Consider the following 20,746-nt stretch of genomic DNA (forward strand, 5'->3'; position numbering starts at 1 on the left):
GGTTCAGTGGCGCGCCGAACTCGCGCCGTGAAGCGCGGCGTCGGCGTCCGCGATCGCTCGCGTGATGAGCGGATGCGGTCCATGCCACGCGATATGGCGAATCAGCGCGACATACGTTTCGCGGCCATGACGCAAGGCGGCGTGCCGCAGCGATGCAGGCCGCGCGGCGTCGATGGACAACGCGGCGAGCGCTTCATGCGCGCGGCAGAGGACGAGGGCGGCCGCGTTCGGATCGCCTTGAGCGACGCGAAGATCGGCGAGATTTAGATGCGAGACGACGAGCGCGGCGAGGCAATCGTCGGCGCGGCCCGCGGGCGGCGCGGCGATCAGACGGTGCGCGATCGCGAGCGCCCGTTCGTAACCGGCGAGCGCCAGCGTGGTTTGCCGGTCGCGCTCGGCGTTCACGGCTTGGCGCATCGCGGTTTCCCAGAGCGGCAGACTCGGGGCGTCCGAAGCCGGTTTATCGGCGGCGAAGTCTGCAATGTGCTGACGCATGGCGAGGGCTCCTGTTCCATCGCCCTTTGCGTCGACCGGATGCCTGCGTACTCGGGATTCGTTAATGATAACCATTATCATTTAAACTTGCCAACCACGTTGCCGGCGCGGACATGCGGACTCGGTTAGCCTCTCGTACTTGGACATTCGTCGACAAAACAAGAAACGTGAGACGAGGAACGTCATTGACCAGCCGACATCCCGGACATCCCGATAGCCAGCAACGAGCGCACGCGGTCGCCTCGCACGCGAGTCCTTGCGATGAACTCGTTATTCGCGCGCAGCCCGTCGCGGCCGGTCATCCCTGTGGGCGCAAGCGCCTCGCCCTTTCGGCGACGATTCTCGGGTCGAGCATGGCGTTCATCGACGGCTCGGTCGTCAACGTCGCGCTGCCGTCGATCCAGAGCGAGCTCGGCGCGAGCATTGCGGCGATGCAGTGGGTCGTCAACGCGTATCTGCTGTTTCTCGGCGCGCTCGTGCTCGTCGGCGGAGCGATGGGCGACAAGCTCGGCCGCCGCAAGGTGTTCGTCGCGGGCATCGCGATATTCACGGTCGCGTCGGCGGCGTGCGGCTTCGCGCCCGGCATGAGCTGGCTCATCGCCGCGCGCGCGTTGCAGGGCATCGGCGCGGCGCTGCTCGTGCCGGGCAGCCTCGCGATCATCGGCGCGGTGTTCGAGGGCGAAGCGCGCGGGCGCGCGATTGGCACGTGGGCGGGCGTCGGCGCGATCACGTCGTCGGTCGGACCGGCGGCCGGCGGCTGGCTCGTCGACACATTCTCCTGGCGCGCGATTTTCTTCCTCAACCTGCCGCTCGCCGCAGCGACCATCGCGCTCGCGATGGCGTCCGTGCCCGATAGCCACGATGCCGACGCGCCGCAGACACTCGACTGGCCGGGCGCTGCGACCACCGCAGCGGGCCTCGCCTTGCTGACGTACGGTCTCACGGAGGCGCCGTCGCGCGGTTTCGCCGATCCGCTCGTGCTCGCGATGATCGGCGCGGGCGTCGTGCTGCTCGCCGCGTTCATCGCGATCGAAGTCAAATCGCGCGATCCGATGGTGCCGCTCGACATCTTCCGCTCGCGCGATTTCAGCGGCGCGAATCTCGTCACGCTGCTGCTCTACTTCGGGCTCGGCGGCGTGCTGTTCTTCCTGCCGTTCACGCTGATCCGCGCATACGGCTTCAGCGCGACCGAAGCGGGCGCGGCGGTATTGCCGATGCCGCTCGTCATCGGCCTGTTCTCGCGCTTCACGGGCGGGCTGACGAGCCGCTTCGGTGCGCGTGCGCTCTTGATCGCCGGTCCGTGCGTCGCGGGTCTCGGCTTCGCGATGCTCGCGCTGCCGATCGTCGCGGGGCGCTATTGGACGGGTTTTCTGCCCGCGCTGATCGTGCTCGGACTCGGCATGACGATCACCGTGGCGCCGCTCACGACGACCGTGATGGCGTCGGCGGGAAGCGGGCGCGCGGGCATTGCGTCGGGCATCAACAACGCGGTGGCGCGCGTGGCGAGCCTGCTCGCGATCGCCGTGCTCGGGATCGTGTTCGTGTGGTCGCACGACGCGGCTTTGTCGGCGCGGCTCGATCGTCTGCATTTGCCGCGCGAGAGCATGCGCGCGCTCGATGCCGAGCCGAAAACCGCCGCGCCATCGACGCCGCTTGCCCGCGCACAGGCCGATGCGATCGCCGATGCGTTGCGCGCGGTCGCCGCGCTGTCCGCCGTATGCGCGTTCGCGGCGGCGGGCGTGGCGGCGGCGACCATCCATCGCAGAAAATAAAAAAATCCCGATGTGGGCGCGAGCCGGACATCGGGATTCGAAGCTACCGCCGAGAAGCTTTTCTTATTGGCCGACGTGGGCCGGTTGTTGTTCGATCGCCCTGGCGCGCTTTTGCAATTCGTCGGTCGTGTGGCCTTCGCCGTTGGGCAGCCAGCCCGGAGGACGCAGCAGGAAGCCGAGCGCATCCGCGACGCTCTTCGCGTGGAACATGTCTTTCGCGAGGCTGACCCAGTGCTGCATCTCGACGACGATCGGGTTATGCGACGTCACCGGCGTCGTCAGGCCGTAGACACACGGTTCCTCGGCGCGCTCTTCCACGTAGGTTCCGAACAGGCGATCGAAGACGACCAGCACGCCGCCGAAATTCGCATCGAGATACGCTGCGTTCGAAGCGTGATGCACACGATGCGACGACGGCGTGTTGAACACATATTCGAGCCAGCCGAGCTTCGGAATCCAGGTTGCGTGGAGCCAGAACTGGTAGAGCAGGTTGATCGACACGACTGCGAGCACCACATCCGGCTTCACGCCGAGCCACACGAGCGGCGTGAAGAAGATGGCCGAACCCGCGATCTTGGTCAGCCAGCCGAGACGATACGCGGACGACAGCGTCAGCTGGTTGGGCGAGTGATGCACCGCGTGGTTCGCCCAGAAAAAGCGGATCGTGTGCGACGCGCGGTGATACCAGTAGTAGCAGAACTCCTGTCCGATGAAGAGCAGAAAGAGCGTCAGCGCGGTGTTCGTCGTGACCGTGTGGATGCGATGCTCCCACGCGAAGTTGAACACCGGGGTCGCGAGCGAGATCGGCACGAAGGCGAGCAGCTTGCGGCCGATGAGATCGACGAGCGAGATCCAGGTCTCGTGCCAGTCGAAGGCCTTGTCGGTGCCTTTGTATTTGAAGTGCAGGACGACAGCTTCGATCATCGACGCGGCGAGAACGATGCCCATCGCGTACAGCGAAATTTTTCCGAGCAGCTCCAGTTCCATGATGGTTCGCCTTGGTGGGTGGTTGCGAATGAACCCATTTTGGCGATCGGCCTGGTTAAAAACCACGCACAAACTATTTCACGGAATGTCACGGCCCGCCCGCAAACCCTTGTGGCGCAGAGGGCGGGCGTTTCGCGGGAGTTATTTCAATGTATGTCGACCGGTTGGACCCGGCTACGGCTACGGTTTCGCGGGACTCTCGAAAATGGTCCAGCCTTCATTGCGCGCGGCCAGAAATCGCCTGATGGACTCAACCGTCAATCGGACTGGGCTTAATAGCGCGGCAAAAAATCGATAAGCAGCTTACGAGAAGCTTGTGCGTACGATCAGACGCCGATAGAATGCGAACAATTCCTATTTACATCACCTCGAAAAGATGATTGCAGCGCACGACTATCGCTCCGAGGATTCGCGGGCATGAGACCGGTTCTGGTTCGCCTGCATCGCTGGCTCGGCGTCGCGACCGCGCTCTTTCTGTTCGTCTCGGGGCTCACCGGCGCGATCATCGCGTGGGATCACGAGATCGACGCGCTCCTCAATCCGTCGTTCTTTGAGGCGCGCACCGACGGGCCCGCGCTGGCGCCGCTCGAACTCGCGAGGCGCGTCGAGGCCGCCGATCCGCGCGTCGAGGTGACGTATCTGCCGCTCGGCGTCGAGCCGGGACACACCGCCCAAATGATGGTGATGCCGCGCACGAACCCGGCGACGAACGCGCCGTTCGACGTCGCGTACAACCAGATCGCCGTCGATCCCGCGACCGGGCAGGTGCAGGCGCAGCGCATGTGGGGCGTGGTGTCGCTCGCGCGCATCGACCTGATGCCGTTCCTCTACAAGCTGCACTACACGCTGCATTTGCCCATCGTCGGCGGCTTCGATACGGGCACCTGGCTGATCGGCATCGTCGGCATTCTGTGGTTCTTCGATAGCGGCATCGCGCTGATTCTGTCGTTTCCGAGCGTGAAGGCGTGGCGCAAGTCGTTCGCGTTCCGCATGAAGCGCGGCGGCTACGCGCTCACGTTCGACCTGCATCGCTCTGGCGGCGTGTGGATCTGGGGCCTGCTGCTCGTGATGGCGCTCACGTCGATTTCGATGAATCTTTCCGAGCCCGTGATGCGTCCGGTCGTCTCGATGTTCTCGAAGCTCTCGCCGTCGTTTCTCGACAATCCGGAACTCGTGCGCGCCGGGCCGCCCGGCAAGCCGCCCGCCACGCGCGAGCACATTCTGGAGATGGCCGCGCGCGACGCGAAACGCGCAAACCTGACCGAACCGATGGGCGCGCTCTACTACGCGCCGATGTTCAAGGCCTACGGCGTCGGCTTCTTCGCGCCCGGACACGATCACGGCGACATGGGTCTCGGCAACGCTTGGCTCTACTACAACGCTCAGACGGACGCGCTTGCGGGCTCGACGATTCCGGGCCGCGGCTCGGCCGGCGACATCTTCATGCAGGCGCAGTTTCCGTTGCACTCGGGGCGTATCGTCGGCCTCGGCGGGCGCATTCTGGTAAGCGCGGTGGGCATTGCGGTCGCGATGCTCAGCGCGACCGGTCTCATGATCTGGTTCAGAAAGCGCGCCGCACGCCGGCACTCGGCAGCCGTGGCGAATGCGCGAGCGGCGCGCTCGCTGACTTCATGACAGCCTGACGAATCTCGCATAAACCACGATTCGTCTCACAGGCTTGCGTGAGATGTTGCGTTCCGACAACCCTATCGATGTCGGAATGATAACGAATCTTATTTGCAATATAATGCGGCGCACAACGGCCCTGGTGCCGCCGCGCGCGTGCGCGGCCGGTCTCGGGACCCAGAACATGCCGCCCGGATTCCGTTCGCGCCCCGGGACGGAAGACCGACCAACATCGATTTTTCCCCGCTGATTCATGTCCGTTTCCCCCGTATTAACCTTGCAGGCGACGCCTGCGAAGGCGCTCGTCCGTCGTGCGTCGAGCGCCGCCATCGTCGCGGCTGTCGCGGCGGTTTTTTCCTTGTCAGCACACGCGCAATCGGCCGGGTCGAACGACGCTGAGGGCGCGAGCGCGCCCGCCGAAAGCACGCTGCCCGCCGTCAAGGTGCAGGCGTCGAAGGAACAGTTGCCGGGCGATCTCGCACCGACTTACGCCGGCGGCCAGGTCGCGCGCGGCGCCGATTTCGGCGTGCTCGGGCAGCAAAAGATGATCGACGTGCCGTTCAGCATGACGACGTACACGTCGAAGCTGATCGAGGATCAGCAGGCGCGCACGCTTTCGGACGTGCTGGCCAACGATCCGGCGGTGCGCACGGCGCTCGGCTTCGGCAACTTCTCCGAGGTGTACGTCATTCGCGGCTTCGAGCTGCAAGGCGATGACATCTCGCTCAACGGTCTCTACGGCATCACGCCGCGCCAGCTCGTTTCCACGTATGCGCTCGCGCGCGTCGACGTGTTCAAGGGCGCCAATGCGTTTTTGAACGGCGCGTCGCCGAACGGCTCGGCGGTGGGCGGCGGGCTGAACCTGCAACTGAAGCGCGCGGACGACAAGCCGCTCACGCGCGTGACGCTCGAAGGCGAGACCTCGGGCGTGATCGGCGCGCATCTCGACGTCGGCCGCCGCTTCGGCAGCGAAGGGCAGTTCGGCATCCGCGTGAATCAGGCGAATCACGATGGCGAGACGTCGATCGACAACGAACATCGTCGCGACAACACGACGGCGGTGGCGCTCGACTGGCGCGGCGACAAGCTGCGTCTGTACGGCGATTTTCTGTATCAGCGCCAGCGCGTGAACGGCGGCCGCTCGACCGTGTACGACTACGCCAATTACATTCCCGAACCGCCGTCGGCGTCGTACAACTACGGGCAGTCCTGGAACTACAGTTCGATCGAAGACACGGTCGGCATCCTGCGCGCCGAATACGACTTCCTGCCGGGCTGGACGGCCTACGTGACGGGCGGCGCGCGCCACACGGACGAGCGCGGCGAGTACTCGTCGCCGAGCATCAACACGACGGGCGTCACGCAGTCGCGTCTCGGCGTGCCGCACAAGGAAGACGGCACTTCCGCCGAAGCCGGCGTGCGCGGTCATTTCAACACCGGCCCCGTTTCGCACTTCGTGACGGCGGGCGCATCGATCGTGCGCGTCGACACGATGTCGGCGTACACGTACAGCGCCTCCTGGGCGTCGAGTATCTACGACACGCCGCAAGTGCCGTATCCGGCGACCATCGGACAGGGCGGCAATCTCGCCGATCCGCAGACCACCTCGCTCAGTCTGCTGCGCAGCGTCTCGATCTCGGACACGCTCGGCTTCCTCAACGACCGCGTGCTGCTCACGCTCGGCGCGCGTCATCAGGACATCCACGCGAACAACTTCGACTACACGGGCCAGCAAACCGAGGCCTACAACGACTCGGTGACGACGCCGCTGTTCGGCCTCGTCGTCAAGCCGTGGCAGAACGTGTCGTTCTTCGCGAACCGCAGCGAAGCGCTGACGATCGGCGAGGCGGCGCCGGCCACCGCGGCCAACACGGGACAACTGTTGCCGCCGGAGAAGTCGAAGCAATGGGAAGTCGGCGCGAAGTACGACACCGGCCAGTACGGCGCGTCGCTCGCGGCGTTCCAGATCGAGAAGCCGCTGACCTACACGAACGCGTCGAACTATTTCGTCTCGGACGGCACGCAGCGCAATCGCGGCATCGAGGCGTCGGTGTTCGGCGAGCCGGTGCGCGGCGTGCGCCTGATCGCGGGCGCGACGTATATCCACGCGACGCAATACGGTCTGGCCGATGCATCGTCGGACGGCAAGAAGCCGATCGGCGTGCCGACGTTCCTGTTCAACGTGAACGCGGAATACGACGTGCCGATGTTCAACGGCCTCACGCTGACGGCGCGCTGGATCTATACCGGCTCGCAGTATCTCAACACGACGAACACGCTGTCGATTCCGCACTGGAACCGCTTCGACCTCGGCGCGCGCTACGCGACGGTGGTGTTCGGCAAGCCGACGACGTTCCGCGCGAGCGTGCTCAACGTGGCGAACAAGTCGTATTGGGCATCGACCATCGGTGGTTATCTGACGCAGGGCGCGCCGCGCACGGTGCTCCTGTCGATGACGACGGATTTCTAGGCGCTCCGATCCGGAAGCGGGAAAAAGCGCCGCGCGTTCGCAAGAACGCGCGGCGTTTGCATTTGTGGTCCGCTCGGTGCCGGTGAATAGCCGCGACGCAATGTGGACTCAACGATTGGTCCCGTCTGGCACTAACTTCCTGGATTTTTCGCTGTGGATACTCGGTCATCGGTCCGCTGCATGCGCGACGGGCCGCAGCGAAACGGGGGATGCCGCGCCGGCCAGCCCGATTTTCCACTTCTCCAGGAACCGTCATGAAAACGATCCGCGTCTCCGGCCTGAAACGTCTGCCTGGCAAGTTGCTTCGAAAGATCTCACCGGCGCGCGCGCTGGCAACGCTCGCAATCGCCGCGTGCGCGTGGGGCGTCGCACAGGCGGCTCATGCCGAAGACAAGGAAGTGACGATCGCGTATCAGCAAATCGTCGATCCGTGGGTCGTCGGCATTGCCGATGGCTCGATCGCCAAGGCGACCGGCTACAAGATCAACTGGCGGCAGTTCGAATCCGGCGCGAAGGTGGCGACCGCGATGGCATCGGGCGACGTCAAGATCGGCGTAATCGGTTCGAGCCCGCTCGCCGCCGCCGTCAGTCAGGGCGTGGACGCGCAACTCTTCTGGATTCTCGACAATATCAACGAAGCCGAAGCGATGGTCGTGCGCAACGGCTCGGGCATCGCGAAGCCGGCGGATCTGAAGGGCAAGACCATCGGCGTGCCGTTCGTCTCCACGACGCACTATCACACGATGTTCGCGCTACAGCATTGGGGCATCGATCCGTCGTCGGTGAAGATTCTCAACATGCAGCCGAATCAGATCGCGGCGGCGTGGGAGCGCGGCGATATCGACGCCGCCTATGTGTGGGACCCGGCGCTTTCGCAATTGAAGAAGAGCGGCAAGGTGCTGATCACGTCGGGCGATCTGTCGAAACTGGGCAAGCCGACGTTCGACGGCATCGCGGTCGACCGCGCGTGGGGCGAGGCGCACAAGGATTTCATGGCGAAGCTCGTGAAGGCCATCGCCGATCTCGATGCGCAGTATCGCAACGATCCGTCCAAATGGACCGCGCAGTCGAAGCAAGCTGTGGCTATCGCCAGGACGATCGGCGGCGCGCCGGCGGACGTGCCGGAGTCGCTTGCGTTGTACGGCTATCCGTCGGCGCAGGAGCAGGCGTCGAAACAGTGGCTCGGCGGCGGCGCGTCGAGCCGGGCCGCTTTCGCGCTCAAGGACACGGCGGACTTTCTGAAGCAGCAGAAGCGTGTCGACGCGGTGCTGCCGGACTATTCGAAGTACGTGACGGCGGAGTACGTCGAGGCGGCTGAAAAGCTGAAATGAGCCTGAATCCGGGCACGCGCCGCTTGCCCTTGCCACATCCGGGTCCGGGAGGACATATGAGTTGCATGCAGGTCAGAAACGTCAGCGTGTTGTTTCCTGGACGACGCCCGGGCGAGCGCGTGCAAGCGCTCGACGGCATCGATCTCACTATCGGCGATGGCGAATTCGTCGTCGCGCTCGGTGCGTCGGGATGCGGCAAGACAACGCTGTTGTCGCTGATGGCGGGTTTCATCGCGCCGTCGTCGGGTGAGATGCTGCTCAACGGCCGGCCGGTCGAGGGGCCGGGCGCCGATCGCGGCGTGGTGTTTCAAAAGCATGCGCTACTGCCGTGGCTCAACGTGCTCGACAACGCCACCTTTGGCCTGAAGCTGCAGGGCGTGCCGAAGGCGCAACGCGAGGAGATCGCGAAACGCAACCTCGCGCTGGTCGGCCTTCAGGACTTTCACCGGCACATGATCTACCAGTTGTCGGGCGGCATGCAGCAGCGCGTGGGCATTGCCCGCGCGCTGACCTGCGACCCCGCGATGCTGCTGATGGACGAGCCGATGGCCGCGCTCGATGCGCTCACGCGCGAGACCATTCAGGAGCTATTGCTCGATGTCTGGCAGCGCACGCAGAAGATGTTGTTCTTCATCACGCATAGCGTGGAGGAGGCGCTCTTTCTGGCGAGCCGGCTGATTGTCATGTCGCCGCGTCCGGGGCGGATCACGCATAGCTACGATCTCGATTTCAACCGCCGCTTTCTCGCCACCCGCGACGCGCGCGCGATCAAGTCAAGCCCCGATTTCATCGAAATGCGCGAGCGCGTGCTCGGCATCATTTACGGCGACGAGCGCGCCGTCCATCACGCCGAGGAGGTTCATCATGGTTAAGCGCGCATCGATGACGGCGCCCGGTCACGCGCTCGAACGCGAGATCGGCGCGTCGCGGCGTCCCCCGGGCAGGCCCGCGCGACAGTCGAAGAAAAAGCCGGTGAAACCGGGCGACACGTTCGGCGTGCCGGGTTACGGCAGCAGCCTGGCGATGAGCGCCGCGACCGTTGCCGTGCTGGTGGCCGGCTGGTTTCTGATCACCGGCATGCATTGGGTCAAGCCGCTCTTCCTGCCTTCGCCGCAAGCGGTCTATGCGAAGTTCGTTTTGGTGGCGAGCGAAGGTTTCGCCAACTCGACGCTCGCCGAACATGTGGTGGCGAGCCTGTTGCGCGTGTTCGGCGCGTTCGCGCTCGCCTGCGCGACAGCGATTCCGGTCGGCGTGCTGATGGGCGTTTCGCGGCACGCACGCGGCGTGTTCGATCCGCCGATCGAGTTTTATCGGCCGCTGCCGCCGCTCGCGTATCTGCCGCTCATCATCATCTGGTTCGGCATCGGCGAGTTCTCGAAGATCTTTCTGATCTATCTGGCGATCTTCGCGCCACTCGCGATCGCCGCGCGCGCGGGCGTGCGATCGGTGTCGATCGAGCAGATTCACGCAGCGTATTCGATGGGCGCGTCGCGTGCGCAAGTGGTGACTCACGTGATTCTCAAATCCGCGCTGCCGGAGATTTTCACGGGCATGCGCATCGGCATCGGCGTGGGCTGGACGACGCTCGTCGCGGCGGAGATGGTCGCCTCGACGCGTGGGCTCGGCTTCATGGTGCTCAACGCAGCCGAGTTCCTCGCGAGCGATGTCGTCATCATGGGCATCATCGTTATCGGCTTCTTCGCGCTTTGCTTCGATTTGCTGATGCGGTATCTGGAAAAGGCGATGGTGCCGTGGAAAGGGAGAGTGTGAGCGAGCCCGACGGCGCTTGCCATTGGCAAGCGCTCGATGCTTAATCTGCCGTCGCATCTAATACATCACAACGTGATACATTTGGAGATACGGAAATTCGCGCTAGACAGGCGCGAGCCGCTGCAAGGCGTTCGCCGTTTTTCGATGCCTTTAAATCGCGCTCCGGGACGTCGAGACTGCCGGAGCGCAGGGAGGCATGATGGGTACCTATCGCCGAATCTTGTTGTGCTACAACGCCACGCGAGAGGGCCGTTGTGCGTTGCGACTTGGCGCCCGGCTCGCGCAGCAACTCGGCGCGGAAACCCATCTGCTCGCCGTGCTGGACGACACTGCATGGACACGAGGTCTGGATGCCGTTCCTGCGATTCCCTTCGAGCTTGAAGAGATGTCAGCGAAAGAGGTGTTGCGAGAAGGCGTGAGCAAACTGGGGCAACTCGGCGTGACCGCATCCGGCCACTTCGCAATTGGAAACCCGATGAGTCAAATCCCGCGCTTCGCCGAAGAGTTGAAGATCGATCTTATCGTGGTCGGACATCATCGGAGCGGTCTTCTTGCACGGTGGTGGACCGGTCAGGACGACGGTCGCTTGCTCGATCGGGTTTCGTGCAGCGTGCTCGTTGCGATGGATCTGGAGTCTCCACAAACTCAACATGACCGATGATCGGAATGCCTCAAGCAGCACGATTCAGTGGGCGCAGCGGGCGTGAACATCGAGAGACGCGTCTTCCGTTATCTCTTCAAATATCGCTGCTCTTTGAAGTACCCGCGATGTATTCATACTCTTCCGTGTTGATATGCGTGATTCGATATTCGACCGGTTTCTGGTTGATCGAATACGCAACCCGTTCCACTTCCAGCACGGGCGCTCCCGCTTCGATTTCGAGTAGTTTGCTTTCCAGTTCGCTCGCGCGGCCGATACGCAAGCGTTCATCCGTGCTTGTCACGTTGATCCCGAACGCATCCTGATAGAAGTTATAGAGCGTGTTCGGGCGGCCGCGCAGCATGCTTTCGGTGAGACCGGGAAATTTCGTTTCCGGCAGCATGACGGTGTCGATCACGACAACCTTGTCGTGCAACGCGAGCGCGTTCGTGAAGACGAAAAGCCGCGTACCGTCGTTGATGCCGAGCCGTGCGGCGACTGCCGGCGCGGATTTCGCGCGCTTGAAGTTGACGAGCGTGACGACCGGATAGGCGCGGTCGCCGTCGCGCCGCGCCACGCGAAAGAAGCGGAAGAAGTGCCTGTCGCGCCGATGCTGCGCGACGAACGTCCCGAGGCCTTGATGCCGAATCAGGATGTTCTCCGCGCATAACTCGTCGATAGCCTTGCGCAACGTGCCGATCGACACGCCGAAGCGATCCGCGAGCTTCTTCTCGGATGGAATTACTTCGCCACCTTTCCATTCCTGCTCGGTCAGTGCCGCCAGCATCGCCTCTTTCACTTCCTTGTACCGCGTACCACCTGGACCGATCGGCATTGCCGTGACTGTGCTCATCGCGCTTCCCTCGACTTCCTTTTTCGTTGACGGCTCATTGTACCTGCGCGCCGAAAAGATCTAACACATATAGATGACCTAGTTGACATGGATGATATCGACGCCTACTATGCATTCCAGCGAACGGCGCCGGGTCGATTCGGCCGGTCCTTCGGATCATCACCAACAGGAGGAGCACATGAGTCACGCAGCAGCGGGAACGAGCGGTGCAACGAAGGCCGAAGCGGGTGAACGCAGAACGATCCATATCGTGTTGCACGAAGCGAAGGACACGGTGGGCGTCGCGGTAGTCGAAGGCATCAAGGCGGGATCGCAACTGAACGCGTGGATCATGGACGAGGACGAGATCGTCACGGTGCCGGCGAAGCAGGACATTCCCATTGGTCACAAGGTCGCGCTCAAGGACATGAAGGTAGGCGACACGGTGTTCAAGTACGGCGTGGATATCGGCAAGGTGGTCGCGCCCATCACGGCAGGCGAGCACGCGCACGTGCACAACATCAAGACGAAGCGCTGGTAAAGCGCCGCGCGAAACCGGACCACCTTCACCCCACATCGAGAGAGAGAGACACCATGAGCGTGATTCAACTGGACACCACTTTCCGCGGTTATCGCCGTGAAAACGGCCGCGTCGGCGTGCGCAACCACGTCATCATTCTTCCCGTGGACGATCTGTCCAATGCCGCCGCGATGGCTGTCGAAGCCGCGATCAAAGGCACGATGGCGATTCCGCACCCTTACGGCCGTTTGCAGTTCGGCGCGGACCTCGACCTGCACTTCCGCACGCTGATCGGCGCGGGCAGCAATCCGAACGTCGCGGCGGTCGTGGTGATCGGCATCGAGGAAGGCTGGACCAAGCGCGTGGTGGACGGCATCGCGAAGTCCGGCAAGCCGGTGATGGGCTTCGGCATCGAATTGCACGGCGATCACGACACGATCATGCGGGCATCGAAAGCGGCGAAGGAAATGGTGCAGTACGCAACCGCGCTCGAACGCGAGGAGTGCCCGATCGGCGAACTGTGGGTCTCGACCAAGTGCGGCGAGTCGGACACGACTTCGGGCTGCGGCGCGAATCCCACCGTCGGCAATGCGTTCGACAAGCTCTATGGTCTCGGCAATACGCTCGTCTTCGGCGAGACGTCGGAACTCACGGGCGGCGAGCAGATCGTCGCGGCGCGCTGCGCGAACGACAGCGTGCGTGAGCGCTTCCAGTTCATGTTCGACCGCTATCAGGACATGATCAACCGCTGGAAGACGGACGACCTTTCCGAGTCGCAGCCGACCAAGGGCAACATCGCGGGCGGCCTCACGACCATCGAGGAAAAGGCGCTCGGCAACATTCAGAAGATCGGCAAGAAGTGCATGGTCGACGGCGTGCTCGACAAGGCCGAAGCGCCGACGCATTCGGGCCTGTGGTTCATGGACTCTTCGTCGGCCGCGGCCGAGATGGTGACGCTGTGCGCGGCATCGGGCTTTGCGGTGCATTTGTTCCCGACGGGGCAGGGCAACGTGATCGGCAATGCGATCGTGCCCGTCATCAAGATCTGCGCGAATCCGCGCACCGTGCGCACGATGAGCGAGCACATCGACGTCGATGTCTCGGGTCTGCTGCAACGCGAGCAGAACCTCGACGAAACCGGCGACAAGCTGCTCGAATGCATGCTCGCGACGGCGAACGGCCGCTGGACCGCCGCCGAAACTTTGGGCCACCGCGAGTTCGTCCTGACGCGCCTTTTCGAAAGCGCGTGAGCACGCGAAGGCGCGATCTCATCGTCACGTAGAAGCACTCAGTCAGCAGTCCCCCGTCCGGTGCGCGCGCCGGTTCGAAAGCCGTCGCAGAAACGGCGCGAACCGGGCTCGCGCGCCCGTCGTCATCTTGCAGCAGCGAGTGGAGGAGACACCATCTTGCGCGTGCTCAAGCATCTCTATGTCCAGGTCCTGATCGGCCTGGCCGCCGGCATTGTCGTCGGTTACTTAGCGCCGAAGCTAGGCGTGCAATTCAGCCTCTCGGCGATACCTTCATCCGTCTGATCAAGATGCTCATCACGCTCCTGATCTTCTGCACGGTTTCCGTCGGCATTGCGCGCATGGAAAGCCTCAAGCAGGTCGGACGCGTCGGCTTCAAGACGATCCTGTACTTCGAGGTCGTGACGACGATCGCGCTGGTCATCGGCCTGGTCGTCGCGAATGTCGTGCATCCGGGCGCGGGTCTCGATATCGATCCGAAGACGCTCGATGCCGGCGCGGTTTCGCATTTCGTCAGCGAGGTGCATACGGCGGAACACAAGAGCCTGCTCGAAGAGCTCGTGCCGAATTCGGTCGTCGGCGCGTTCGCGCGCGGCGATTTGCTTCAGGTGTTGCTGTTCTCCGTGCTGTTCGGCGTGGCGTTGTCGCTGACGTCCGGGCGCAGCAAGTTCCTCGCGCAAGGCATCGAACAACTCGGCGACACGTTGATGCGCATCGTCGAGATGATCATGCGTCTCGCGCCGCTCGGCGCGTTCGGGGCGATCGCGTTCACCGTGGGCAAGTACGGCATCGGCACCTTGCAGCAACTCGGTCTGCTGATTCTGTGCTTCTACGTGACGAGCATTCTGTTCGTCGTGCTCGTACTCGGCACCGCTTGCCGATGGGCGGGCGTGAGTCTGTGGTCCCTGCTTCGCTATCTGCGCGAGGAATTGCTGATCGTGCTCGGCACGTCGACGACGGAGTCCGTGCTGCCTCGCCTGATGGAAAAGCTCGAACGGCTCGGCTGTCCGAAGTCGGTCGTCGGCCTCGTGTTGCCGACCGGCTATTCGTTCAATCTCGACGGCGCGGCCATCTATCTGACGATGACCTCGCTCTTCATCGCGCAGGCGACCAACACGCATCTTTCGCTGATGCAGCAACTCGGCTTGCTGGCGATTCTCCTCCTCACGTCGAAGGGCGGCGCGGGCGTCGCGGGCGCGGCGCTGGTCGCGCTGACGGCCACGCTGTCGTCGCACAACATCATTCCCGTGGCGGGCATCACGCTGATCATCGGCATCGACCGCGTGCTCAACGAGATTCGCGCGCTCGTCAACATGATCGGCAATGCGGTGGCGACGCTGGTGGTCGCGCGCTGGGAAGGCGTGTTCGATGTAGAAACGGCGCGTGGCATACTCGCGGACCCGCGCGCCGCCCTCGAAGAGGAGAGGCGTATGTTGATCGAACCTGCTCAGGATATGCAGAAATGACCGCATCCGACGAAGTCACGCTCTCTCCGGCCACGCTGCACGCACTCGCTCGCCGCGCCCTGCTCGAAGCGGGGGCGACCGAGGCCACCGCCGAAGCCACCGCAAAGGCGCTGGTCTATGCGGATGCGCGCGGGCTCTCGTCGCACGGCGTTGCGCGCCTGCCGATGTATCTCGCGCAATTGCGCAACGGCCGCGTCGATGCGGCGGCGGTGCCCGGCATCGTGCGCGACAAGGGCGCGGCGTTTCTCGTCGATGCCGCCGATGGTCTCGCGTTCGACGCATGCGCGCTCGCGATCTCGACCGGCATTGAACGCGCGCGCACGTTCGGCACGGCGGCGGCGAGCGTGACGCGCAGTCATCACTTCGGCGCGGGCGCCTATCACCTCGAAGCGGTCGGCCGTGCGGGGCTGGTCGGCCTCGCGTTCAGCAACGCGCCGGGTTCGATGCCCGTGTGGGGCGGCACGCATCCCTTGCTCGGCACCAACCCGATCGCCGCCGTGTTTCCGCGTGCGAAGGCCGAGCCGTTGATGATCGACCTGTCGCTCTCGCAGGTGGCGCGCGGCAAGATCATGGTCGCGGCGCGCGACGACAAGCCGATTCCCGAGGGCTGGGCGACGACCATCGACGGCGAGCCGACCACCGATGCACACGCCGCGCTCGGCGGCATGATGCTGCCGTTCGGCGGCGCGAAGGGCGCGGTGCTGGCGTTGATGGTCGAACTGCTCGCGGCGGCGCTGTCGGGCGCGCAGTTCGGTTCGGAGGCGGGTTCGTTTCTGACCGAAGAAGGTCCGCGCTCGCGTGTCGGGCATCTGTTCTGGCTGCTCGATCCGGATGCGCTGGCAGGGTCGCGCGTTTATCAGCAACGCATCGAAACGCTTATCGAACTGATGCTCGTGGATGAAGATGTCCGCTTGCCCGGTTATCGGCGGCACGAGATCGCGGCGGCGAGCGAAAGCAATGGCATCGCGCTGAATCGCAAGCTTTTGGAGCAACTGCGCTCGCTCGCGAACGATAGCGCCGATGCGCTCTGAGATCCGATAGCCGGCTGCGTCACGCTAGAGAAAGCAGGATGACTTACTAACAGGATTCGCAGCACACACCCGGCTTCTTCCCCAGCGATATAAAAGCAGGCGTCTTCATGACGCCCGGAGACAAGCATGCCAAAGATCTTTCGTCAGATTTACGTGCAGGTTCTCATCGCAATCGTGGCCGGCGCTTTGCTCGGCCATTACTTTCCAGATGCCGGGCAAAGCGTCGCGCCGCTGAGCACGGCGTTCATCAAGCTGGTGAAGATGGTGACGGCGCCGCTGATCTTCGTGACGATCGTGCTCGGCGCGAAGGAGATGGGCGGGGCGGGCGGGCTGGGGCGTATCGGCGGAAAGTCGATCATTCTGTTCGAGTTGACGACGACCCTCGCGTTACTGATCGGGCTGTGGGCGGTCAACACCATTCAGCCGGGCGCGGGTCTGAACCTGAGTCCCAGTTCCATCGACGCGAGCGTGCTGAACGGCTACGAACGCTCGATGCACGCATCGGGCGGCGTCATGGGCTTTCTGCTCGGCATCATTCCCGATAGCGCGGTGTCGGCCTTCGCGAACGCGGACATGCTTCAGGTCGTGTTGTTTTCGACGCTCTTCGCCATCGGCCTGTCGCGTGCGGGCAAAACGGGCGAGACCGCCTACAAGTTTTTCGAAGGCGTCAACAGCGCGCTCTTCGGCGTCGTGCGCATCGTGATGCGGTTCGCGCCCATCGGCGCGTTCGGCGCGATGGCGTATGCGGTGGGCAAGTTCGGCTTCGGCACGATGAACTCGTTGTTGATGCTGCTCGTCACGGTCTATGCGGCAACGCTCGCGTATATCGTCCTGATACTCGGCGGCATCTGTCTCATGTGCGACGTGAGCCTGTGGCGTCTTCTCAAGTACATTCGCGGCGAGATCCTGCTGGTCATCGCGACGGTTTCGTCGGAAGCCGCGTTTCCGCAACTCGTGAAGAAGCTCGAAGCGCTCGGCTGTCCGAGCGGCGTCGTTGGTATCGTCATGCCGATGGGCTACACGTTCAATCTCGCGGGAACGTGCGTCGCGCAGGTGATATGCGCGGTGTTCATCGCGCAGGCGTTCGGCATTCAGCTTTCGGTGGCTGAACAGGCCGTGCTCGTCGGCATTTCGATGCTGACATCGCGCGGCATGGCGGGCGTGGCCGGCGCGAGCTTCATCTGCCTGCTCGCGACGCTCGCCGCGTTCAAGCATATTCCGATCGAAGGCGCGGCTATCGTGCTGGGCGTCGATCGCTTCATCGCGGAAATTCGCGCAACGACGAACATGATCGGCAATGCGGTTGCAACGGTGGCCGTCGCGCACTGGGAACGTCAGCGCGACGACGTCTGCATGCGGGAAACCCTCGGCATGCCGCCCAAAGCCCTGACGCGCTGAACCGGCGCTCGATCCGGCGCTGCACCGCCGTGTGAATTGCGGTACAGCACGCACTTATTGCCTGTCGCAGATGAGTGGCCGACAGCTTCACACCGGACGTTTCTAAAGACGATTCACGGCACGCAATGCGTCGAGCTGGTAATCGCACGTGCGTCCTCGTTGTCGCGTCGCGCATGGTGCGAAGCCGACAAGGTCTTGGCGATTTCCGTCCGACGGGCACGCGCCCGCTCCCCTGAAAGTACCCTCGCAGGCAACGATGTCGCGGTCCCGTCGATGCGGCGTTCATCGTGCGCATCGTGAAGCGGCAACCGTCGCGCACTGCATGAGCGGGCGAGCGGATGTGAGGATGTCCCGCTCACTTCGAGGCCGGCGAACCGTGCAGTTCGACGGATTCAATTACTCGACAGGGGGAGACATGAATCGGATTCGAGCACTTTTGATGGCATTGGCCGCCAGTTCGTTGCTGGCTGCTTGCGGTGGCGGCGACTCTTCTTCAAACGTCCAAAGTTCCGCGGCCGCGCCTGCTCCCGCTTCAGCTCCTACACCTGCTCCCACGGCCGCTCCGGCGGGTTCGTTGCCGAATCTCGTTGCCATCGGCGATAGCTTGACGCAGGGAGTCGGATCGGATGGCGGAGGTTATCCGCAAATGTTATCGGAAATGTTGAATAACAGACCCTATGCGAATCTCGGAATCGGAGGGCAAACATCGACCCAGATCGCAGCGCGGATCGGAGCACTGCCATCGGCGGTAACGCTCGACGGCAACGCGGTGCCGGCAAGCAACACTGCGGTACATCTATCGAGTTTGTCGATCGATATGTTGTCGACACCCGCCGATGACGCCCCTCGCAGCAAGTCGGGAACGGTCTGTTCGGTTCATGGCGCGCTTCAGCGGACAGCGGATGGCGGCCCGCCATCGACGACCGAAACCTATACCTTCACGCGTGACAGCGCCGGGTCGGCTGTGCCGTGCGCCGCCGGGTCCACATTCATAGGCGACTCGGAAGGTTATGACACGTGGACCGCGCTTATCTGGGTCGGTCGTAACAATGGCTATGACATCCCGACTGTTCTCGCGGACGTCAAGTCCATCGTGCAGTGGCTCAAGCCAACTGGTGCGCACTTCGTGGTGCTTTCGATCCTCAAGGGCGATTTCAGCGACGAATACGCTGGCGGAGAGGTCGCGAAGTACCTCGACGATCTCAACGCGTCATTGAAAACCGCGTATCCGGACAATTTCATCGACGTCGAGACTCCGCTGGTCAATTCATTCAATCCGAGCCTTCCTCAAGACGTCTTGGATCACAGCCGCAATATCCCGCCGAGTTCGTTGCGCTACGACGTGATACATCTGAACGACGCCGGCTACAAGATCGTCGCGGAGCAGGTGAAGTCGTTGATCTCAGCGAAGAACTGGTGAAGGGGTGCTTCGTCGCTCGCGCGGGACATCGTGACACCGCGCGGACGACGAGCGGACGGTTGGCGCCTCCGAACTGGGAATCGCGCGCCTCAAAGAATCCTGTCCAACGCCTGGGCGAGCCTCGCCACAGCGCCTTCGACGTCATGCAGTTTGTCGAGGCCGAACAATCCGATGCGGAAGGTCTTGAAGTCTTCAGGCTCGTCGCATTGAAGCGGTACGCCGGGCGCGATCTGCAGGCCCGCATCGGCAAACTTTTTGCCGGATCGTATTCCGTCGTCGTCCGAGTAGCTGACCACGACGCCCGGCGCCTCGAAACCTTCAGCCGCCACGCTGTTGAAACCTCTGTCAGCCAAGAGTGCGCGAACGCGCGTGCCGAGTTCGAGTTGCTCCGCTCTCACTTTGTCGAAACCATATGCTTCGGTCTCCTTCATGACGTCACGTAGCGTTACGAGACTGTCCGTGGGCATTGTTGCGTGATACGCAAACCCATTGTTCTCGTAGGCTTCCATGATTTGCAGCCATTTGCGAAGATCGCAGGCAAAACTGGTGCTCGTGGTTGCGTCGATTCTTTCGCGGGCGAGAGGGCCGAGCATAACCAATGCGCAGCAGGGTGACGCGCTCCATCCCTTCTGCGGCGCGCTGATCAGGACATCGATACCACTGGCTTGCATGTCGACCCAAACCGTACCGGAGGCGATGCAATCCAGTACGAACATCCCGCCGACCGCATGAACCGCGTCAGACACCGCGCGCAAATAGCTATCGGGCAGCATCATCCCGGACGCGGTTTCGACATGCGGCGCGAAGACCAGATCCGGCTTGTTTTCCCTGATCGCAGCGACCACTTCTTCGATTGGAGGCGGCGCATAGGCGGCCTGCCTGCCTTGTACGACCGGACGCGCCTTTAGCACCCGCGATTCAGACGGAATGCCGCCCATGTCGAGGATCTGCGACCAGCGGAAACTGAACCAGCCATTGCGGATGATCAGACACTTCCTGTTCGTCGCGAACTGTCGGGCAACGGCTTCCATGCCGAAGGTCCCGCTGCCCGGGACGACAACGGCTGACTGCGCGTTGTAGACTTTTTTCAGGACATCGGATATGTCGCGCATGACTCCTTGAAAGAGTCGCGACATATGGTTGATTGATCGGTCGGTATAAACGACTGAGTATTCGAGGAGCCCCTCGCGATCCACATCCGGAAGTAACCCTGGCACGCTCGCCCCCTGTGATAGACAAATAAGAAGATCGAAGACAGATTCTAGCGAAAGACGCACCGTACTTGCGCAACATTCTGGTCATATCGGATGCCGGGTGATCTGCGGCATCCAGGACGACTCCCGCCGCGAAATGTCATTGGCGCACGACCACCGCGCTGACATGAATTCGGGTGTCTACGAGGAAGAAGGCCCCGACGGCGTGATGCGCGACATCCGCAGCAACCACGCCGCGCATGAACTCGCGGTGCCCGTCGATGTGGAGGCCGTCCAATTGCCGCGCTGGCAGGTGATCACCAACACCTGCACTCAGACCTAGCCGAGACGGCTGCACCACGCGGGCCCTGGCGAACCTCAACGACCATCCGACAAGCGGCGCGAACGTCGATCAGTGCGGCAAATTGCGCTTCGTCGATGGCGGGATGTTGCTCGCGCGCTTCAAGGGCCGCCTCGGCTCGTGATTGTCGGCTTAGCTAACCTAGGCAGCTCATCTCTAAGACTGGTCCGAAAATCAAATCTGTTTT

At 63.1% G+C, this 20,746-nt stretch carries 19 protein-coding genes; 15 read left to right on the top strand and 4 right to left on the bottom strand.

What is annotated here, in order from left to right; translation table 11 throughout:
* Positions 1 to 3: 3 nt before the first annotated feature.
* Positions 4 to 495 carry a hypothetical protein gene (locus AWB82_RS19405; RefSeq protein ID WP_086970040.1) on the bottom strand — a complete coding sequence of 164 codons (492 nt, stop codon included), beginning with the start codon at positions 493 to 495 and terminating at the stop codon, positions 4 to 6.
* 113 nt (positions 496 to 608) lie between these two features.
* Here AWB82_RS19405 and AWB82_RS19410 point away from each other — a divergent pair, with 113 nt between their 5' ends.
* Positions 609 to 2,267, top strand: a complete 1,659-nt coding sequence (locus AWB82_RS19410) for an MFS transporter (protein ID WP_235023355.1) — start codon at positions 609 to 611, stop codon at positions 2,265 to 2,267.
* 63 nt (positions 2,268 to 2,330) lie between these two features.
* On the opposite strand, the gene AWB82_RS19415 is transcribed toward AWB82_RS19410, so the two are convergent.
* The gene (locus AWB82_RS19415; protein WP_200818145.1) at positions 2,331 to 3,254 is read right to left on the bottom strand and encodes a sterol desaturase family protein; all 924 of its coding nucleotides are present in this window, start codon (positions 3,252 to 3,254) and stop codon (positions 2,331 to 2,333) included.
* 417 nt (positions 3,255 to 3,671) lie between these two features.
* Here AWB82_RS19415 and AWB82_RS19420 point away from each other — a divergent pair, with 417 nt between their 5' ends.
* The 6 genes from AWB82_RS19420 to AWB82_RS19445 all read left to right on the top strand — a co-directional run bounded on the left by AWB82_RS19420 (position 3,672) and on the right by AWB82_RS19445 (position 11,112).
* Positions 3,672 to 4,889 carry a PepSY-associated TM helix domain-containing protein gene (locus tag AWB82_RS19420; protein WP_086970044.1) on the top strand — a complete coding sequence of 406 codons (1,218 nt, stop codon included), beginning with the start codon at positions 3,672 to 3,674 and terminating at the stop codon, positions 4,887 to 4,889.
* A 244-nt stretch (positions 4,890 to 5,133) separates the two neighbouring features.
* Positions 5,134 to 7,350 carry a TonB-dependent receptor gene (locus AWB82_RS19425; protein ID WP_086970045.1) on the top strand — a complete coding sequence of 739 codons (2,217 nt, stop codon included), beginning with the start codon at positions 5,134 to 5,136 and terminating at the stop codon, positions 7,348 to 7,350.
* 254 nt (positions 7,351 to 7,604) lie between these two features.
* Positions 7,605 to 8,681, top strand: coding sequence for a taurine ABC transporter substrate-binding protein (tauA, locus tag AWB82_RS19430; protein WP_096031445.1), 1,077 nt, complete (start codon positions 7,605 to 7,607; stop codon positions 8,679 to 8,681).
* A 56-nt stretch (positions 8,682 to 8,737) separates the two neighbouring features.
* Positions 8,738 to 9,553, top strand: a complete 816-nt coding sequence (locus tag AWB82_RS19435; RefSeq protein ID WP_086970083.1) for a taurine ABC transporter ATP-binding protein — start codon at positions 8,738 to 8,740, stop codon at positions 9,551 to 9,553.
* Positions 9,546 to 10,451 (top strand): ABC transporter permease subunit, encoded by a 906-nt coding sequence (locus AWB82_RS19440; RefSeq protein WP_407643017.1) that lies wholly within the window; start codon positions 9,546 to 9,548, stop codon positions 10,449 to 10,451. The genes AWB82_RS19435 and AWB82_RS19440 overlap by 8 nt, the downstream gene beginning before the upstream one ends.
* Before the next feature lie 196 nt (positions 10,452 to 10,647).
* Positions 10,648 to 11,112 carry a universal stress protein gene (locus AWB82_RS19445; protein ID WP_327345109.1) on the top strand — a complete coding sequence of 155 codons (465 nt, stop codon included), beginning with the start codon at positions 10,648 to 10,650 and terminating at the stop codon, positions 11,110 to 11,112.
* A 76-nt stretch (positions 11,113 to 11,188) separates the two neighbouring features.
* On the opposite strand, the gene AWB82_RS19450 is transcribed toward AWB82_RS19445, so the two are convergent.
* Entirely contained in the window at positions 11,189 to 11,944 is a 756-nt protein-coding gene (locus AWB82_RS19450) for a GntR family transcriptional regulator (RefSeq protein ID WP_086970047.1), read from the bottom strand.
* Positions 11,945 to 12,194: 250 nt separating this feature from the next.
* Between AWB82_RS19450 and AWB82_RS19455 the strand changes: the two genes are divergently transcribed.
* The 7 genes from AWB82_RS19455 (at position 12,195) to AWB82_RS19480 (ending at position 19,005) form a co-directional block, all read left to right on the top strand.
* Complete coding sequence (locus AWB82_RS19455) at positions 12,195 to 12,464, top strand: UxaA family hydrolase (RefSeq protein ID WP_050451961.1); 270 nt, start codon at positions 12,195 to 12,197, stop codon at positions 12,462 to 12,464.
* A gap of 53 nt (positions 12,465 to 12,517) precedes the next feature.
* On the top strand, positions 12,518 to 13,693 hold the full coding sequence (locus tag AWB82_RS19460; protein WP_086970049.1) for a UxaA family hydrolase: 1,176 nt from the start codon (positions 12,518 to 12,520) through the stop codon (positions 13,691 to 13,693).
* 156 nt (positions 13,694 to 13,849) lie between these two features.
* Positions 13,850 to 13,975 (top strand): hypothetical protein, encoded by a 126-nt coding sequence (locus tag AWB82_RS39180; RefSeq protein ID WP_268811032.1) that lies wholly within the window; start codon positions 13,850 to 13,852, stop codon positions 13,973 to 13,975.
* A gap of 5 nt (positions 13,976 to 13,980) precedes the next feature.
* Positions 13,981 to 15,156 (top strand): C4-dicarboxylate transporter DctA, encoded by a 1,176-nt coding sequence (dctA, locus tag AWB82_RS19465; RefSeq protein WP_235023357.1) that lies wholly within the window; start codon positions 13,981 to 13,983, stop codon positions 15,154 to 15,156.
* Entirely contained in the window at positions 15,153 to 16,187 is a 1,035-nt protein-coding gene (locus AWB82_RS19470) for an Ldh family oxidoreductase (RefSeq protein ID WP_086970051.1), read from the top strand. The genes dctA and AWB82_RS19470 overlap by 4 nt, the downstream gene beginning before the upstream one ends.
* 126 nt (positions 16,188 to 16,313) lie before the next feature.
* The gene (locus AWB82_RS19475) at positions 16,314 to 17,585 is read left to right on the top strand and encodes a cation:dicarboxylate symporter family transporter (RefSeq protein WP_086970053.1); all 1,272 of its coding nucleotides are present in this window, start codon (positions 16,314 to 16,316) and stop codon (positions 17,583 to 17,585) included.
* 439 nt (positions 17,586 to 18,024) lie between these two features.
* Positions 18,025 to 19,005: an SGNH/GDSL hydrolase family protein gene (locus AWB82_RS19480; RefSeq protein WP_235023359.1), complete on the top strand. Its 981-nt coding sequence runs from the start codon at positions 18,025 to 18,027 to the stop codon at positions 19,003 to 19,005.
* An 89-nt stretch (positions 19,006 to 19,094) separates the two neighbouring features.
* Here AWB82_RS19480 and AWB82_RS19485 read toward each other — a convergent pair whose 3' ends face one another.
* Positions 19,095 to 20,222 carry an aminotransferase class V-fold PLP-dependent enzyme gene (locus AWB82_RS19485; RefSeq protein ID WP_086970057.1) on the bottom strand — a complete coding sequence of 376 codons (1,128 nt, stop codon included), beginning with the start codon at positions 20,220 to 20,222 and terminating at the stop codon, positions 19,095 to 19,097.
* Positions 20,223 to 20,385: 163 nt separating this feature from the next.
* On the opposite strand from AWB82_RS19485, the gene AWB82_RS19490 reads away from it, so the two are divergent.
* Entirely contained in the window at positions 20,386 to 20,541 is a 156-nt protein-coding gene (locus AWB82_RS19490; RefSeq protein WP_407643018.1) for a hypothetical protein, read from the top strand.
* The last annotated feature ends 205 nt before the right edge of the window (positions 20,542 to 20,746 follow it).

Origin of the sequence: Caballeronia glebae, from assembly GCF_001545035.1 — a bacterium.
In the GTDB taxonomy this organism is placed as follows: Bacteria; Pseudomonadota; Gammaproteobacteria; order Burkholderiales; family Burkholderiaceae; genus Caballeronia; species Caballeronia glebae.

What these genes read in the sequence shown, in the direction of transcription:
- AWB82_RS19405 (WP_086970040.1), bottom strand. Translation starts at nt 495, where the DNA reads ATGCGTCAGCACATTGCAGACTTCGCCGCCGATAAACCGGCTTCGGAC.
- AWB82_RS19410 (WP_235023355.1), top strand. Translation starts at nt 609, where the DNA reads ATGCGGACTCGGTTAGCCTCTCGTACTTGGACATTCGTCGACAAAACA.
- AWB82_RS19415 (WP_200818145.1), bottom strand. Translation starts at nt 3,254, where the DNA reads ATGGAACTGGAGCTGCTCGGAAAAATTTCGCTGTACGCGATGGGCATC.
- AWB82_RS19420 (WP_086970044.1), top strand. Translation starts at nt 3,672, where the DNA reads ATGAGACCGGTTCTGGTTCGCCTGCATCGCTGGCTCGGCGTCGCGACC.
- AWB82_RS19425 (WP_086970045.1), top strand. Translation starts at nt 5,134, where the DNA reads ATGTCCGTTTCCCCCGTATTAACCTTGCAGGCGACGCCTGCGAAGGCG.
- tauA (WP_096031445.1), top strand. Translation starts at nt 7,605, where the DNA reads ATGAAAACGATCCGCGTCTCCGGCCTGAAACGTCTGCCTGGCAAGTTG.
- AWB82_RS19435 (WP_086970083.1), top strand. Translation starts at nt 8,738, where the DNA reads ATGAGTTGCATGCAGGTCAGAAACGTCAGCGTGTTGTTTCCTGGACGA.
- AWB82_RS19440 (WP_407643017.1), top strand. Translation starts at nt 9,546, where the DNA reads ATGGTTAAGCGCGCATCGATGACGGCGCCCGGTCACGCGCTCGAACGC.
- AWB82_RS19445 (WP_327345109.1), top strand. Translation starts at nt 10,648, where the DNA reads ATGATGGGTACCTATCGCCGAATCTTGTTGTGCTACAACGCCACGCGA.
- AWB82_RS19450 (WP_086970047.1), bottom strand. Translation starts at nt 11,944, where the DNA reads ATGAGCACAGTCACGGCAATGCCGATCGGTCCAGGTGGTACGCGGTAC.
- AWB82_RS19460 (WP_086970049.1), top strand. Translation starts at nt 12,518, where the DNA reads ATGAGCGTGATTCAACTGGACACCACTTTCCGCGGTTATCGCCGTGAA.
- dctA (WP_235023357.1), top strand. Translation starts at nt 13,981, where the DNA reads ATGCTCATCACGCTCCTGATCTTCTGCACGGTTTCCGTCGGCATTGCG.
- AWB82_RS19470 (WP_086970051.1), top strand. Translation starts at nt 15,153, where the DNA reads ATGACCGCATCCGACGAAGTCACGCTCTCTCCGGCCACGCTGCACGCA.
- AWB82_RS19475 (WP_086970053.1), top strand. Translation starts at nt 16,314, where the DNA reads ATGCCAAAGATCTTTCGTCAGATTTACGTGCAGGTTCTCATCGCAATC.
- AWB82_RS19480 (WP_235023359.1), top strand. Translation starts at nt 18,025, where the DNA reads ATGGCATTGGCCGCCAGTTCGTTGCTGGCTGCTTGCGGTGGCGGCGAC.
- AWB82_RS19490 (WP_407643018.1), top strand. Translation starts at nt 20,386, where the DNA reads ATGAATTCGGGTGTCTACGAGGAAGAAGGCCCCGACGGCGTGATGCGC.